This window comes from Chitinimonas sp., assembly GCF_036568685.1.
In the GTDB taxonomy this organism is placed as follows: Bacteria; Pseudomonadota; Gammaproteobacteria; order Burkholderiales; family Chitinimonadaceae; genus Chitinimonas.
Genome location: NZ_DATCSC010000138.1, coordinates 1 through 15,275 on the forward strand (window position 1 = coordinate 1; position 15,275 = coordinate 15,275).

A 15,275-nucleotide genomic window follows, 5' to 3' on the forward strand; every position below is an offset into this window, starting at 1 on the left:
CGCTGCCATAGCCGCATTCATCGGCAATCTGTACCAGGCCCAGCCGGCTGGTGCGCAGCAGAAAGGCCGCCAGCTCCAGCCGCAAGCCGGCCACGTACTGCCGCAGATTCATGCCGGTAGCGGCCGCAAAGCGGCGTGACAGGCTGCGCTCGCTCAGGCTGGCCTGGCGGGCCAGCTCGCCCAGTGACGGTAGCTGGGCCAGATCGCGCTGGATGATCTCCTGCACCGCCAGTATGGGCGCGTCGCCGTGCTGCTTGTACTGTGCCGCCCAGACCACCATGTGCTCGTAGGACGGTAGCGACTGGGTCAGTGCCAGCCGCAGCAGCCGCTGCGACACGCCGGCACCAAAGCAGCGGTCTATCACATAGGCGCAGGCATCCACCGCCGGGTTGACCCCGCTGACCGTGATCAGCCTGCCGTCCACCACCATGGCCTGCTGCGGGGTATAGCGTACCTCGGGGAAGTGGCGGGCAAACAGTGCCCGCTCGCTGGGCAGGCCGGTGGCGGCATGACCGTCCAAGAGGCCGGCCTTGGCCATGAGCGGCGCGGCGTTGAGCCCCAGCAGTACTGCGCCTGCCTCGTAACGGCGGCGCAGCCAGGCGCCGAAGCGCGCATCCTCTTCGCTGGCCTCGGGTTCAGGCATGAACTGGCCGGGGATGATCACCACCTCATGCTCATCGGTGGCCGATAGCGCTGCGGTGGCCTGAATGGGCGTGCCGCCGACATTGCTGACTGGATGGCCGTTGTAGGACAGGAGATCGATATCGAACAGCCGGCTTGCGGATACATCGCGGCTGCGGGCCTTCATGGTGCCGGCGAGCAGCAGCAGTTCCTGGGTGAGGAAGACATAGCCGGCAAATACCCGATGCGGCAGTAGGATGGCGACTCGCACGCGGGGCATTGGTGCGTGGCGGTTCATGTCATGAATTTGGCGTTTGGCATCAACACGGATTGTTTACGTCTTGCTCAAATAGCGCAATCCGACCATACCAAGATACCGATCGAGACAACGGAGCCCCGCCATGATTGCCCGCAGCCTGTTCGATGAGGAACACGAAACCTTCCGTGACAGCGTACGCCGCTTTTTGCAGCAGGAAGCCTTGCCCCAGCACGAGCGTTGGGAGGAGCAAGGCTATGTGGACCGGGATATCTGGCTGAAGGCGGCCGAGGCCGGCTACCACTGCGCCAGCATGCCCGAGGCCTATGGTGGCGCCGGAGCGGATATCCGCTACAGCACGGTCTTGATCGAAGAGCTGTACCGCAATGGCGCAACCGGTCTCGGCTTCGGTCTGCATTCAGAGATCGTGGCGCCCTACATCCTGCACTACGGCAGCGAGGCGCTGAAGCAGTACTACCTGCCCAAGCTTGCCAGTGCCGAGATGATAGGCGCCATCGCCATGACCGAGCCGGGCGCCGGCTCCGACCTGCAGGGCATCAAGACCACGGCGGTGCGCGATGGCGAGCACTATGTCCTCAATGGCTCCAAGACCTTTATCACCAATGGCTGGCATGCCGACCTGGTGATCGTGGTGGCGCGCACCACCCCCGAGGGCGGCGCCAAGGGTACCAGCCTGTTCCTGGTCGATAGCACCATGGCCGGCTTCAGCAAGGGCAAGCGGCTCAAGAAGGCCGGCATGAAGGCGCAGGACACGGCCGAGCTGTTCTTCGACAACGTCCGTGTACCGGTGGGCAACCTCTTGGGCGAGGAGAATCGTGGTTTTGCCTACCTGATGCAGGAGCTGCCCTGGGAGCGGTTGCAGATCGCCGTGGGCGCGGTGGCGGCGGCCGAGGCGGCGCTGGAGTGGACCCTGGCCTATACCCGCGAGCGCAAGGCTTTCGGCAAGGCGGTGATCGACTTCCAGGTCAGCCGCCATAACCTGGCCGAACTGAAGACCGAGGTGCAGATCGCCCGTGTCTTCGTCGACAAGTGCCTGGAGCTCAAACTCGCCGACCAGCTCGACGCCGAGACTGCCTCCATGGCCAAGTACTGGACCACCGACCTGCAGTTCAAGGTCATGGACCGCTGTGTGCAGCTGCACGGCGGCTACGGCTATATGTGGGAGTACCCCATCACCCGCGCCTGGGCCGACGCCCGGGTGCAGCAGATCTATGGCGGCACCAACGAGATCATGAAGGAACTGATCTCGCGCGGCCTGTAAGGACAAAACCAGGAGGAGCCATGGAGGCTTACATATACGATGCGGTGCGCACACCGCGCGGCAAAGGTAAAAAAGATGGTGGCTTGCACGGCGTGACGCCGGTACGGCTGGCCGAGACGGTGCTGCGAGCACTGCGCGAGCGCAACGGGCTCGATACCTCTCTGGTGGACGACGTGGTGCTGGGCTGCGTGGAGCCGGTGGGAGAACAGGGGGCCTGTATAGGTCGCATCGCGGTGCTGGCGGCGGACTACGCGCAGAGCGTGGCCGGGGTGCAGATCAACCGCTTCTGCGCCTCTGGCCTCGAGGCCTGCAATATGGCGGCCGCTCAGGTCATGGCCGGCCAGGCGACCTTTGCCATCGGTGGCGGGGTGGAGAGCATGTCGCGGGTACCCATGGGCGCCAGTGGTGGCGCCTGGGCGGTCGACCCGCAAGTGGCGATCAAGCACTACTTTGTGCCGCAGGGCGTCTCGGCTGACACCATCGCCACCAAGTGGGGCTATAGCCGCAGCGCAGTCGACGCCTACGCGGTGGAAAGCCACCGCCGCGCCCATGCGGCGACGCAAGCCGGCTGGTTCCAGGGCAGCCTGGTGCCGGTACGCGATGGGAGTGGCCTCACCATCCTCGATCGCGACGAGCTGATCCGGCCGCAGACCACCTTGTCATCCCTGGCCCAGCTCAAGCCGGTCTTTGCCGAGCTGGGCGAGAACTATGGTTTCGATGCCGTGATCCGCCAGCGCTACCCGGAGTTGGAGCGTATCGAGCATGTGCATCACGCCGGCAATAGCTCAGGCATCGTCGACGGCGCCGCCGCGGTGTTGATAGGCAGCCTCGAGGCGGGCGAGCGGGCTGGGCTGAAGCCCCGCGCGCGCATCCGCGCCTTTGCCAGCATCGGTTCGGAACCCTCCATCATGTTGACCGGCCCGAGCTATGCCGCGGAGAAGGCACTCAAGCGCGCGGGCATGCATGCCGCTGATATCGACCTTTATGAATTGAACGAAGCCTTTGCCTCGGTAGTGCTGCGCTTTATGGCGGTCATGGACATCCCGCACGACAAGATCAACGTCAACGGTGGCGCCATTGCCATGGGCCACCCCTTGGGTGCGACCGGCGCCATGATCCTGGGCACCCTGCTGGACGAGATGGAGCGGCGCGGTGTGGCTACCGGCCTGGCCACGCTGTGTGTCGGTGCCGGCATGGGCACGGCAACAATAATTGAGCGGCTCTGAGGGAGGGCGTCATGATCGATTACACACTGGACCAGGACGGCATCGCCACCCTTAGTTGGAACATGGCCGAGCGCGGCCAAAACGTGCTCAATGCCGAGAGTTGCACCGCCTTTATCTCCGCTATCGCGCAGGCCACCGAAGATGCGGCAGTGCAGGGCATCTTGATCACCTCGGCCAAGGCCGACTTTATTGCTGGCGGTGACCTTGCCTGGCTCCAAGCCAGCGATGACGCCGCCGTGCTGTTTGAACAGACCCGCGCGCTGCAGCGCGCTCTGCGTCGGCTGGAGAGCTGCGGCAAGCCGGTCGCCATGGCCCTGCCGGGCTCGGCCCTGGGCGGCGGCCTGGAGGTGGCACTGGCCGGCCACTACCGGGTGGCAGCCGATAATCCCAAAGCCCGCCTGGCGCTGCCGGAAGTCACTTTGGGCCTCTTGCCCGGCGGTGGCGGTACCCAGCGCCTGCCGCGCTTGATCGGCATCCAGGCCGCCTTGCCGCTCCTGTTGGAAGGCAAGCGGCTCAAGCCGGCCGAGGCGCTCAAGGCTGGCATCCTGCATGCCGTGGTGCCGGCCGGTGAGGAGGTCGCCGCTGCCCGCGCCTGGTTGCTGGGCGACGGCCGCCAGGCGGCGCAACAACCTTGGGACGTGAAGGGCTACAAGACTCCCGGTGGGGCGGTCAGCAGCCCGGCCGTGCAGCAGCTCTTCATGGCGGCCAACGCCATGCTGCGGCAGAAGACCTATGGCAACTACCCGGCACCGGCCTGGATACTCTCCTGTGTCTACGAGGGCCTGATCACCGATATCGATACCGGCCTCGCCACCGAGGCGCGCTACTTTGTGCAGGCGGTGCTCTCGGCAGAGGCGAAGGCCATGGTGCGTACCTTGTTCTTCAGCATGAGCGAGGCCAACAAGCTGGCCGGCCGGCCAGCCGGCGTGCCCAAGCGCCGCTACGGCAAGATTGCGGTGCTCGGTGCCGGCATGATGGGGGCGGGCATTGCCTATGTCAGCGCCAAGGCGGGACTGCAGGTGGTGCTGCTCGATACCAGCCTGGAGGCCGCCGAGCGTGGCAAGGACTACAGCCGCAAGCTGGTCGAGAAGCAGCTGCAACGCGGTAGTCTGCCGGCGGAAAAGGGCGAGGCCCTGTTGGCGCGCATCACCACCACGAGCGACTACGCAGCCCTGGCCGGCGCCGAGTTGGTGATCGAGGCGGTGTTCGAGGATCGGGCCATCAAGGCCGAGGTGACCCGTTTGAGCGAGGCGGTGTTGGGGCCGGATGCGCTGTTCGCCTCCAATACCTCGACTCTACCGATCTCCGGCCTGGCCGAAGCCAGCAGCCGGCCCGAGCGTTTTATCGGCCTGCATTTCTTCTCTCCGGTCGACAAGATGCCGCTGGTGGAGGTGATCGTGGGCCGGCAGACCAGCGAGGCCACCCTGGCCGAGGCGCTGGACTATGTGCAGGCGCTGGGCATGACCCCCATCGTGGTCAACGACAGCCGTGGCTTCTATACCAGCCGGGTATTTTCCAGCTACGTGCTGGAGGGCTTGGCCATGCTGGCCGAGGGCGTGGCGCCGGCGCTGATCGAGCAGGCCGGCTTGCTGGCCGGCATGCCGGTCGGCCCCCTGGCGCTGACCGACGAGGTGTCGAGCGAGCTCGTCTACAAGATTGCCAAGCAGGCCCGCCAGGACCTGGGGGCGGCCTATCAGGCAAGGCCGGGCGAGGAAGTGGCCGAGCGCATGGTGGGGCTGGGGCGCTTGGGGCGTAAGGTGGGGCTGGGCTACTACGACTACCCGGCGGACGCCAAAAAACGGCTCTGGCCGGGCCTGGCCGAGGTCTTTCCGGTCGCTGCGTTGCAGCCCGAGGTTGGCGCGCTGATCGAGCGGCTGATCGCGGTACAGGCGGTGGAGACCGCCCATTGCCTGGCAGAGAACGTCCTGACCGCGCCGCGCGATGCCGACGTGGGCGCCATCTTGGGGTGGGGCTTCCCGGCTTTCCGCGGTGGGCCGCTGTCGCATATCCAGGGACAGGGTATTCCGGCCTTCCTGGCCCAGTGCGAGCGGCTGGCAGCGCAGCATGGACCGCGCTTTGCGCCACCGGCGCTGCTTAGCCAGATGGCGGCCGAAGGTCGCCGCTTCTACCCGCGCTGAGGCTGCCATGGGACCGCTCGCGGGGGTACGCGTCATCGAGCTCGCCGGCCTGGGGCCGGCGCCCTTTTGCGGCATGTTGCTGGCCGATATGGGGGCCGAGGTCATCCTGATCGAACGCGCCGGCAGCAAGGCGGGCGAGCCGCTCTCGCTGGGCCGGCACGCCATCTACAACCGCGGCAAGCGCTCGCTGGTGCTGGACCTCAAGCAGCCCGAGGCGGTGGCGGCGGTATTGGCACTCCTGGCCAGCGCCGATGTGCTGATCGAAGGCATGCGGCCCGGCGTGATGGAGCGGCTGGGCCTGGGGCCCGAGGTTTGTCTCGCCCATAAGCCAAGCCTGGTCTACGGCCGCATGACCGGTTGGGGACAGGATGGCCCCATGGCCCAGACGGCAGGGCATGACCTCAACTATATCGCCCTCTCCGGCGCGCTTTGGTACGCCGGCCAGCCCGGCAGCCCACCCTTGGCACCGCCCACCCTGGTGGGCGACTTGGGCGGTGGTGCGCTCTATCTGGCTATGGGCATCCTGGCAGCGCTGCTGCAGGCGCGTGCCAGCGGGCAGGGCCAGGTGGTGGACGCCGCCGTGCTCGATGGCAGCGCCAACCTCATGAATCTGCTGCTCTCGCTGCAGTCGGCCGGGCAACTGCCCGAGGCGCGCGGCCAGGGCCTCCTCGATGGTCCGCACTGGTATGGCAGCTACCGCTGCGCCTGCGGCGGCCATATCAGCGTCGGCGCACTGGAGCCGCAGTTCTACGGCCTGCTCTTGCAAAAGCTGGGGCTGGCGGATGAGCCGGACTTTGCCCAACCCTATGATCCTGGCACCTGGCCGGCATTGCGGCTGCGTCTGGAAACCTTGTTCGCCAGCCAGCCGCGGCAATACTGGCAGGGCTTGCTGGAGGGTAGTGACGCCTGCTTTGCACCGGTACTCAGCCCGCGCGAGGCGCAGCAGCACCCGCAGCTACAGGCGCGCGGTGTGTATGTGGAGCGGGACGGCGTGCTGCAGGCCGCCCCTGCTCCACGCTTCTCGGCCTACCCCAAGCCGCAGCCTGGGCCGGTGCCCGGTCGCGGTGTGGATGGTGTCGCCATCCTGCGCGAGGCGGGCCTGGCCGAGGCCGAGATCAGCGCGCTGCTCGACCCCGGCCTCGGCTAGCTGCCACGCTACTTGGGCGCGGTATAGACGGCGGTATAGCTACCCGAGCCGGAATAGGCCTTCACCTCGATGTAGTAGTAACCCGCGCTGGCGGCATAGTTGAGCGTTTCTCCGGAACTGGGCCCCGCCGCCGTTGCCACCGAGACCCAGGCACTGCCGTTCCAGCGGTAGAGCGCCAGGTCGAAGTCGGCATTGGCCGGCCCGCTCAGCTGGATCTGGAAGTTGCCGCCCTGGTTGCTGGTCAGGTAGCTGCCCGAGGGTAGGTTGGCGACAGCACCGGCTGCCAGGGTGCCTGTCGCGGTCACGGGGGGATTGGTATCGCCACCCGAGCCCGAATAGCTGCTGAACACCACGTTGGCGCGTTGCTCGTTGACCGCATACCAGGGCTTGCCCAGGGTGCGCATGCGCGAATCCTGGGTAGGCCGGTACAGCCCGCTGGTACAGTATTTGGCGCCGGTGAAGAGGCCCACCGTGCCGACCGGAAAGGTATTGAGCGGCGTCGGTACCGTGGTACTGGCGGCGATCAGGCTGCCCCACTTGATGCTGGCGCGACTGGTTTGCCGGGTGGCGTTGGCCTGGCTGGGCTCCACACTGTTATTGCAGGTGCCATAGTCATACTCATCGGCCAGGGCAAAGGCGGTGTGGCCTATCTCGTGCAGGGCCAGCTCGATGGCCGAGGCGTGCATGGTCATGGTGGCGATCTCGCCACCAGCGCCGCCATAGGTGGTGGTATTGGCGATGGCCACGATCACGTCGCGCGCATCGGCCGCTGTGACCTGGCCGACCGCAGCGTAGACCAGGTTCTCGTCGGCGCAGACCAGCCGGTCTATGTTGTAGCAGCCCACCACCATGCCCAGCGCCGTGTCGCGGGTCTGGCCCTTGAGCGGCTCATCCACCCCGGACTGGTTGCTGGCGATGTCCACCCGGCGGATATTGAGCCCGCTCTTATGGGCGGCAAACAGCGGGTCGGCCAAGAGGCCATTGGCTACCTTTTGGGCATCGCTGGCCCACTTGGCCATCTCGGCACTGGTATAGCCGTCGCCGATCAGCACGATGTCCATGCGGTTGGCTGAGGGGCCGCTCTCATAGAGCACGGTACTGGTCACCGCCGTGGTGGCCAGGGCACGCATACGCCCCTCCTTGAGCGCGCGGTCCAGCGTCTGCCTCTCAAAGCGCTGCGGCGTGCGCAAGGCCTGCATGCGCTCGTTGCCCAGCTGCGGGCTCTGCAGCTCGATATGGTCGAGCGCCGGGTGGTCGGGCAGGCTGGCCTCGAAATAGGCCTGCGGCAGCAGCACGTCCTGAGCGTGCGCTATCTGGCCGCTGGCCGGGTCAAAGGCCTCGGCATGCAGCACGGCTGGGTTGCGCACCCGGCTGCGGAACAGCTCATGGCCGCTGGCATCCCGGCCTATCAGCACAATATCGCTCTGGCTGGTGGTACTGGCTTGCGGCTTGCCTGCAAACGAGCCGGCTTCGGCATGGATCAGGCTGTAGCTGCTCTGGCTGCCGCTGTTTTGCTGCTTGATGCGCAGCAAGAGCTGCTCCGCGGCCAGCGCCGACGGGCCGGCCAGGGCGAACGAGAGTAACGCGGGGATAACGCGGACGAGATGCTTCATGACAGGCCTCCTCACTGGACAAGATCGGGCATCGGTTCGATGCCGCTTGGCAGCGCCGCCCTTGTTCTAGTGGATACCTTGGACGGCACCAGGATGGACATCCGCACGCTGGCTGCAGCCATGCCCTCCGTCTTCCCTGGTGCGGCGAAGGTGCTTGCGCGTACTGCTGGATGCCCGCTACCAGCCTAGGTGCTGTCAGCCAGCACAAGGGGCCGGCGGACGGACGGCCTGCACCACACGATTGCCCGGCTTCCCTTCTTGGCTGGGATGCACAACAATGACAACAACATTCTTTCTGGTTACAGCATGAGCACCACCACCCACCTCGTATGCGCCCCTGACGACCTCGACTACCCGGCCGTGGTCAGCGAGTGGCTGATTGCAGCAGGCAGCGTCGTTGTCGCCGATACGCCGCTGCTCAAACTGGCGGTGGCGGGGGCGACCAAGGTGGTGCTGACGCCCATGGACGGCGTGCTGAGCGAGCATTGCGTGGCAGTGGGCGAGCCGTTGGCGGCGTGTGACCTGCTGGCCATGATAGAGGCCGAGGAGCCCGAGTTCGGCTTGCTGATCGCGCCCGAGGATGCGGATGACAATCTCTCGGTAGCGGCCTGCAAGCAGGCCTTCCCGGCTGCCACCGGTCTGCCCCCGACCGCCTCGCCGCGCTTGCCGCAGCAGGCTCTGCCGGTAAGTTTCGATGCCGAAGCCTTGGCCCTGTGTGCGGCGTTGGGCCTGGCGCCGGACGAGTTGCCGCTGTCCGGGTTGGTGGGCCGACGCGAGGTCGAGCGCTTTGTACGGCAGGAGCTGCGTACCCTGGATGCGTTGCGGGCCTTGCTGCAGCGGTAATGCCTCATCGGCATGACGAGATAACTCAAAATAACTTTTCAGAATTTAGAACTGGTCTTACCATCGTCTAGGTATACAGAGCCTGCCATGCGCGGGCGCTGGCGCGGGTCGACACAATCGGCCCGCGTTCCCTATCCCCGACGAGGTACCCATGTCGTTCGATCCCCTGCTCGGCCTTATCGGCCAGACTCCGCTCATCAAGCTGACCCGGCTTGATACCGGCCCCTGTGAACTGTTCGTCAAACTCGAGAGCCACAACCCCGGCGGCTCGATCAAGGACCGCATTGCGCTGACCATGATCGAAGCGGCCGAGCGCGAGGGCAAGCTGCAGCCCGGCGGTACCATTGTTGAAGCCACCGCCGGCAACACTGGCCTGGGCCTGGCGCTGGTGGCTGCGCGCAAGGGCTACAAGCTCAAGCTGGTGGTGCCGGACAAGATGAGCCTGGAGAAGATCTTCCACCTCAAGGCGCTGGGCGCCGAGGTGATCATCACCCGCTCCGACGTGGTCAAGGGCCATCCGCTGTACTACCAGGATTACGCCCGCCGCGTGGCGCTGGAAACCCCGGGTGCCTACTACATCGACCAGTTCAACAACCCGGCCAACCCGGCGGCGCATGAGCACGGTACCGGGCCGGAACTGTGGCAACAGCTGGGTCACGCTATCGATGCGGTGGTGGTAGGCGTCGGCTCCAGCGGTACGCTGACCGGCCTGAGCCGCTTCTTCAAGCGTGCCTCGCCGGAGGTTGAGTTCGTGCTGGCCGACCCGGTCGGCTCGGTGCTGGCCGACTATGTGGAGACCGGCAGCTACGGCGAGGCCGGCAGCTGGCGGGTGGAGGGCATAGGCGAGGACTTTATCCCGCCCATGGCCGACTTCAGCGGAGTGCGCCGCGCCCTGCGCATCTCGGACGAAGAGAGCATAGATACCGCCCGCCAACTGCTGGAAGTGGAGGGCGTGCTGGCCGGTTCCTCCAGCGGCACCCTGGTGGCCGCGGCCCTGCGCTACTGCCGCGCACAGACCGAGCCCAAGCGGGTGGTGACCTTTATCTGCGACAGTGGCAACAAATACCTCTCCAAGCAGTTCAACGAGGGTTGGCTGATCGATCAGGGGCTGGTGAGCCTGCCGCGGCAGGGCAATCTGACCGACCTGATCACCCGCCGCCACGACCTGGGCGCCACGGTGACCTGCCGGCCGGATGAGTCGCTGGCCGATGCCTACGCCCGCATGCGCCGCCACGATGTCTCGCAACTGCCGGTGGTGGAAGGCGAGGCTGAGGTGGTCGGCATCATCGACGAGTGGGACCTGCTGCTCGCCGTGCACGATGAGCCGGAAAACTTCCGCCTGCCGGTCAAGCAGGCCATGAGTACCGAGCTGGAGACGCTGGCGCCAAGCGACAGCACCGAGAAGCTGCTGCGGGTGTTCAACGATGGGCATGTGGCTATTGTTGTTGAACGGGGGCGCTTCCTGGGCCTGATTACGCAGGCCGACTTGATCAACCACTGGCGTCAACGCTGGCGGTGAAGAGGCGCTGCCTTAGTGCTGAATCTGACATTGGATTTATGAGCTGGCGAGCGTAACGAGGTTCCCCGCCGGCGGAGCGGCTGCCAGAGTTCTTGGTGAGCTTGCGAACCTAGAACCTGTGCGTGCAAGGCTGCGGGAGGGGTGGGGCTCAAAAAAGGGGCGCCGCTGTCTGGCACAACGCAAGTGTTATGCGAGCGGGTTTCCCGCGCGCCGGCACTGAAATCTTCCATTAGGCATTGTTTGTTAACTCCAACAGGCGCCGAGAAAGAACGAGATGACTAAACATATCGACACCCTGAGCGTGCACGCCGGCTACAGCCCGGACCCGACCGGCGCGGTGATGCCGCCCATCTACACCAGCTCCACCTATGCCCAGCGCGCCCCCGGCGAGCACAGCGGCTATGAGTACGCTCGCAGCGGCAACCCGACCCGCGGCGCGTTTGAAAAGGCGCTGGCCGAGCTCGAAGGGGGTGCCGCCGGCTTTGCCTTCGCCTCCGGCCTTGCTGCCATGTCCACGGTGCTGGAACTCTTGGACGCCGGCAGCGAGATCGTGGCGCTGGATGATCTCTATGGCGGCGCCTGGCGCTTGTTCGAGAAGGTGCGTAACCGTAGCGCCGGCCTGAAGACCCGCTATGTGGCGCCGGACGATATCGCCGCCTTGCGCGAGGCCATCACCCCGGCTACCAAGCTGGTCTGGCTGGAGCTGCCGACTAACCCGCTGCTCAAGGTGGCCGACCTTGCCGCCGTGGTAGAAGCCGCCCACAAGGTGGGGGCGCTGGTCGTGGCCGATGCCACCTTCTCCACCCCCTACCTGCTGCGTCCGCTGGAGTACGGCGTGGACATCGTGCTGCACTCGGTGACCAAGTACCTCAATGGCCACTCGGATGTGATCGGCGGTGCAGCCGTGGTTCGTACGCCAGAACTGGCAGAGCGGTTGGGCTATCTGCAGAACGCGGTTGGCGGTGTGCTCGATCCTTTCTCCAGCTTTTTGGCCCTGCGTGGCCTGCGCACCCTGCCGTTGCGTATGCAGCGCCACAGCAGCAATGCTCTGGCGGTGGCGCAATGGCTGGAAGGTCGCGCTGGGGTCGAGAACGTGATCTACCCGGGCCTGGAGAGCCACCCGCAGCATGCGCTGGCCCGGCGCCAGTACCCGCGCGGCTTTGGCGGCGTGGTGACCTTGCGGCTCCAGGCCGACGACGCCGGCGTGCGCCGTTTTCTGGCTGCACTCAAGGTCTTCACCCTGGCCGAGAGCCTCGGTGGGGTGGAGAGCCTGGTGAACCTGCCCTGGGCCATGACCCATGGCTCCATCCCCGAGGATAACCGCCTGCGCCGCGGCATCACCCCCAACCTGCTGCGCCTGTCGGTCGGGGTCGAGCATATCGACGACCTGATCGCCGATCTGCAGGCTGGTCTGGCCGCCATCTAGTATCGAACGGGGGTTTCCGGCATTGAAATCCCTGCATCCGGTCCCACGTCTCCCCGTAACCCTGTCGAGGAAGAGAGCACCTGTTATGCAGAAACGTACTTTTTTGATGTCTGTGCTGGCGCTGGCCCTGTTGGGTGGCGCGCAAGCCGCCGACCTGCTGGACGCGGTCAAGCAGCGTGGTTCGCTGAAGATTGCGGTCGAGGGCACCTATCCGCCCTTCAACTACCGGCAGGATGGCAAGCTGACTGGCTTTGACGTGGAGATCGCCGAGCTGTTGGCCAAGAAGCTGGGGGTCAAGGCGGAGTTCGTGACCGTGGAGTGGAGCGGCATCCTGGCCGGCCTGCAGGCGGGCAAGTACGATGTGATCGTCAACCAGGTGGCCGCTACCGACAAGCGCCGCGAGGTGCTCGATTTCACCCAGCCCTACGTCTACTCGGGCGCACAGCTGATCGTGCGCAAGGACGACAAGCGCAATTTCAAGGGCCTGGAAGACCTCAAGGGCAAGAAGCTGGGCGTGGGGCAGGGCAGCAATTTTGCCGAGCTCGCCAAGTCGGTCGAAGGCGTGGAAGTGAAGACCTACCCCGGCGCGCCGGAATACCTGCAGGACCTGGCCCTGGGCCGGGTGGATGCGGCACTGAACGACAGCCTCCTGATCCCTTACCTGGTGAAGCAGACCAAGCTGCCGCTCAAGGGTGGCGCACCGGTGGGCAAGGAAGAAAGCAACGCCATTCCCTACCCCAAGGGCAACCCGCAATTCGGCGCCGCGCTCGACAAGGCGCTGGCCGATATCAAGGCCGACGGCTCCTTCCGCAAGGTCTCGATCAAGTACTTCGAGCGTGATGTGAGCAAGCCCCTGGCCGCCAAGTAGGCTACCCTGCCGCTAGGCACCCATGCCGCTGCCGACTGGTCCGGGTCTTCCGGGCAAGCGGCGGCGGTTTTCATTCCCGTGAGCCGTTCTGATGAGTGATCTGCTGAACCTGTTTGCCGATGCCCTGCCCGTGATGCTGCGCGCCACCGGCCAGACGCTCTTGTTCGCCTTGATGGCGATGCTGGGCGGCTTGCTGATCGCGGCCCTGGTCGCGGTATTGCGCCTTCTGGGGCCGGCCTGGCTGGGGCGGCTGCTGGGGCTCTACGTCAGCGCTTTTCGTGGTACGCCGCTGCTGGTGCAGGTCTTTGTGGTCTACTACGGCCTGCCCAGCGTGGGCATACAGTTCGAGCCGCTGACCGCCGGCGCCCTGGCGCTCAGCCTCAATGCCGGCGCCTTTTTGGCGGAGAGCCTGCGCGGTGCGGTGACCGGCGTGCCGGCTGGGCAATGGCTGGCGGCCGCCAGCCTGGGCATGACCCGTATCCAGACCCTGCGCCATATCATTGCGCCGCAGGCACTGCGGCTGGCCGTGCCCAGCCTCTCCAACACCCTGATCAGCCTGATCAAGGATACCTCGCTGGTGTCGGTGATCGCGGTGACCGAGCTGATGCTGGCGACCAAGGAGCTGATCTCCACCACTTTCCGGCCTCTGCCGCTCTATCTCGCGGCGGCGGCCATCTACTGGCTGTTGAGCGTGCTCTTGGAGGCTGGTCAGAAGCGGCTGGAGCGCAAGCTGGCCTTGCCGCACTGAGTGCGGGGCAAAAAAAACGCCGCGGGATGCGGCGTTTTATATGGGGTGGAACATACTCAGACGTTTTAGAGCGCGCTGACGAGCGTAGCGAGGTTCCCCGTCGGCGGGCGGAGGGGAGGGGCTAGATTTAGGGGCACCGCCGCTTCAGATTGCGTAAATACGAAGCGCCCGGGTTTCCCGGGCGCCTTCGCTGCCTAATCGTCAACGCTCCGCTTGGAGATGCTCAGCGGTGCTTGCGGCGTTCCGCAACGGCAGCGGCGAGCTTACGTAGCAGGGCCGCGCTGTCGTCCCAGCCCAGGCAGGCATCGGTGATGCTGCAGGCGTACTTGAGCGGCTGGCCTTCCACCAGATCCTGGCGGCCTTCGTTGATATGGCTCTCGATCATCACACCGAAGATGCCCTGGTTGCCGGCAGCGATCTGACCCGCCACATCCTCCCCGACGATCATCTGGCGGCGGAAGTCCTTGCTGCTGTTGGCATGGCTGAAGTCCACCATGATCTTTTCCGGCAGGCCGGCGGCGGCCACGTCCTTGATGGCAGCGGCCACATGCTCGGCGTCATAGTTCGGGGTCTTGCCGCCGCGCAGGATCACGTGGCAGTCCGGATTGCCGCCGGTGGCGACAATGGCCGAGTGGCCGAACTTGGTCACCGACAGGAAGTGGTGTGGCACGCTGGCCGAACGGATGGCATCGATGGCGATCTTGAGGTTGCCGTCGGTGCCATTCTTGAAACCTACCGGGCAGCTCAGGCCCGATGCCAGCTCGCGGTGTACCTGCGACTCGGTGGTACGGGCACCGATGGCGCCCCAGCTGATCAGGTCGGCAAAGTATTGCGGCGTGATCATGTCGAGGAACTCGGTCGACGCGGGCACGCCCATGTCGTTCAGGTCCAGCAGCAGTTTGCGCGCCAGGCGCAGGCCGTTGTTGATGTCGAAGCTGCCGTCGAGGTGCGGGTCGTTGATCAGGCCCTTCCAGCCCACGGTGGTACGCGGCTTCTCGAAATAGACCCGCATCACGATCACCAGATCATGCGCCAGCTCCTGGTGCAGCGCCAACAGGCGGCGGCCATAGTCCAGCGCGGCGGCCGGGTCATGGATGGAGCAGGGACCGACGATCACCAGCAGGCGGTCGTCCTCGCCAGCCAGGATGCGGTGGATGGCCTGACGGGTGTTGAAGGTGGTGGTGGTCGCCACCTCGGTGGCCGGGTACTTCTCCAGCGCGGCGATGGGCGGCAGTAATTCCTTGATTTCCTTGATGCGGACGTCGTCGGTCTGGAACAGCATGGCGGGCTACTTGCGATCGGTTGGCGGGACTGTGTAGGTTAGCCGTAAGCTTGGCGGCGGCGCAAATAACTTTGTTTGATGCCGACGATAGGCGTGACGCATATACGGCGGAGGCCGGGGAGGGCGCGATGTGGTACCGGATAGTGGCGGGCGTGCTGGGCGTGGGTGCCGGCCTGTGGACCCTGCTGGCGGCGTATAGCCTGGTGACGACGCTCTGGCGGCAGCTGGCCTATGGCGGAGACGCCATGGGTCCGGCCTGGTGGCGCATGCTGATCCAGCTCAGCTGTCTGCTGGCGGGTCTGCTGC

12 protein-coding genes are annotated in these 15,275 nt (G+C 65.7%); 9 read left to right on the forward strand and 3 right to left on the reverse strand.

The genetic code is table 11. From position 1 onward, the window contains the following. Positions 1 to 892 (reverse strand): GlxA family transcriptional regulator (locus VIM95_RS20090; RefSeq protein ID WP_331989289.1); only part of this gene is annotated, 892 nt, incomplete at its 3' end. 130 nt (positions 893 to 1,022) lie between these two features. On the opposite strand from VIM95_RS20090, the gene VIM95_RS20095 reads away from it, so the two are divergent. Genes VIM95_RS20095 through VIM95_RS20110 form a run of 4 tightly spaced genes read left to right on the forward strand, consistent with a single transcriptional unit; the run spans position 1,023 to position 6,670 of the window. Then, positions 1,023 to 2,159, forward strand: coding sequence for an acyl-CoA dehydrogenase family protein (locus VIM95_RS20095; protein ID WP_331989291.1), 1,137 nt, complete (start codon positions 1,023 to 1,025; stop codon positions 2,157 to 2,159). Between the two features lie 20 nt (positions 2,160 to 2,179). After that, positions 2,180 to 3,385 carry an acetyl-CoA C-acetyltransferase gene (locus tag VIM95_RS20100; protein WP_331989293.1) on the forward strand — a complete coding sequence of 402 codons (1,206 nt, stop codon included), beginning with the start codon at positions 2,180 to 2,182 and terminating at the stop codon, positions 3,383 to 3,385. A gap of 11 nt (positions 3,386 to 3,396) precedes the next feature. Continuing rightward, positions 3,397 to 5,523 carry a 3-hydroxyacyl-CoA dehydrogenase NAD-binding domain-containing protein gene (locus VIM95_RS20105; protein ID WP_331989295.1) on the forward strand — a complete coding sequence of 709 codons (2,127 nt, stop codon included), beginning with the start codon at positions 3,397 to 3,399 and terminating at the stop codon, positions 5,521 to 5,523. 7 nt (positions 5,524 to 5,530) lie between these two features. Continuing rightward, on the forward strand, positions 5,531 to 6,670 hold the full coding sequence (locus VIM95_RS20110; RefSeq protein ID WP_331989297.1) for a CaiB/BaiF CoA-transferase family protein: 1,140 nt from the start codon (positions 5,531 to 5,533) through the stop codon (positions 6,668 to 6,670). 8 nt (positions 6,671 to 6,678) lie between these two features. Here the strand turns inward: VIM95_RS20110 and VIM95_RS20115 are convergent, their stop codons facing one another. After that, positions 6,679 to 8,283, reverse strand: a complete 1,605-nt coding sequence (locus tag VIM95_RS20115) for a M64 family metallopeptidase (RefSeq protein ID WP_331989299.1) — start codon at positions 8,281 to 8,283, stop codon at positions 6,679 to 6,681. Positions 8,284 to 8,589: 306 nt separating this feature from the next. Here VIM95_RS20115 and VIM95_RS20120 point away from each other — a divergent pair, with 306 nt between their 5' ends. The 5 genes from VIM95_RS20120 to VIM95_RS20140 all read left to right on the forward strand — a co-directional run bounded on the left by VIM95_RS20120 (position 8,590) and on the right by VIM95_RS20140 (position 13,687). Beyond that, the gene (locus tag VIM95_RS20120; protein ID WP_331989301.1) at positions 8,590 to 9,126 is read left to right on the forward strand and encodes a hypothetical protein; all 537 of its coding nucleotides are present in this window, start codon (positions 8,590 to 8,592) and stop codon (positions 9,124 to 9,126) included. Between the two features lie 151 nt (positions 9,127 to 9,277). Further along, positions 9,278 to 10,645, forward strand: coding sequence for a cystathionine beta-synthase (locus tag VIM95_RS20125; protein WP_331989303.1), 1,368 nt, complete (start codon positions 9,278 to 9,280; stop codon positions 10,643 to 10,645). A 274-nt stretch (positions 10,646 to 10,919) separates the two neighbouring features. Continuing rightward, a complete protein-coding gene (locus VIM95_RS20130; protein WP_331989305.1) occupies positions 10,920 to 12,071 on the forward strand; it encodes a PLP-dependent aspartate aminotransferase family protein in 1,152 nt (383 codons plus the stop codon). A gap of 85 nt (positions 12,072 to 12,156) precedes the next feature. Then, the gene (locus VIM95_RS20135; protein WP_331989307.1) at positions 12,157 to 12,939 is read left to right on the forward strand and encodes a transporter substrate-binding domain-containing protein; all 783 of its coding nucleotides are present in this window, start codon (positions 12,157 to 12,159) and stop codon (positions 12,937 to 12,939) included. Positions 12,940 to 13,030: 91 nt separating this feature from the next. Next, positions 13,031 to 13,687: an amino acid ABC transporter permease gene (locus VIM95_RS20140; protein WP_331989309.1), complete on the forward strand. Its 657-nt coding sequence runs from the start codon at positions 13,031 to 13,033 to the stop codon at positions 13,685 to 13,687. A gap of 223 nt (positions 13,688 to 13,910) precedes the next feature. Here VIM95_RS20140 and aroG read toward each other — a convergent pair whose 3' ends face one another. Next, a complete protein-coding gene (aroG, locus tag VIM95_RS20145) occupies positions 13,911 to 14,969 on the reverse strand; it encodes a 3-deoxy-7-phosphoheptulonate synthase AroG (RefSeq protein ID WP_331989311.1) in 1,059 nt (352 codons plus the stop codon). Positions 14,970 to 15,275 lie beyond the last annotated feature (306 nt).

Excerpts from the sequence above, each read along its gene's own strand:
- VIM95_RS20095 (WP_331989291.1), top strand. The coding sequence starts at position 1,023 with ATGATTGCCCGCAGCCTGTTCGATGAGGAACACGAAACCTTCCGTGAC.
- VIM95_RS20100 (WP_331989293.1), top strand. The coding sequence starts at position 2,180 with ATGGAGGCTTACATATACGATGCGGTGCGCACACCGCGCGGCAAAGGT.
- VIM95_RS20105 (WP_331989295.1), top strand. The coding sequence starts at position 3,397 with ATGATCGATTACACACTGGACCAGGACGGCATCGCCACCCTTAGTTGG.
- VIM95_RS20110 (WP_331989297.1), top strand. The coding sequence starts at position 5,531 with ATGGGACCGCTCGCGGGGGTACGCGTCATCGAGCTCGCCGGCCTGGGG.
- VIM95_RS20115 (WP_331989299.1), bottom strand. The coding sequence starts at position 8,283 with ATGAAGCATCTCGTCCGCGTTATCCCCGCGTTACTCTCGTTCGCCCTG.
- VIM95_RS20120 (WP_331989301.1), top strand. The coding sequence starts at position 8,590 with ATGAGCACCACCACCCACCTCGTATGCGCCCCTGACGACCTCGACTAC.
- VIM95_RS20125 (WP_331989303.1), top strand. The coding sequence starts at position 9,278 with ATGTCGTTCGATCCCCTGCTCGGCCTTATCGGCCAGACTCCGCTCATC.
- VIM95_RS20130 (WP_331989305.1), top strand. The coding sequence starts at position 10,920 with ATGACTAAACATATCGACACCCTGAGCGTGCACGCCGGCTACAGCCCG.
- VIM95_RS20135 (WP_331989307.1), top strand. The coding sequence starts at position 12,157 with ATGCAGAAACGTACTTTTTTGATGTCTGTGCTGGCGCTGGCCCTGTTG.
- VIM95_RS20140 (WP_331989309.1), top strand. The coding sequence starts at position 13,031 with ATGAGTGATCTGCTGAACCTGTTTGCCGATGCCCTGCCCGTGATGCTG.
- aroG (WP_331989311.1), bottom strand. The coding sequence starts at position 14,969 with ATGCTGTTCCAGACCGACGACGTCCGCATCAAGGAAATCAAGGAATTA.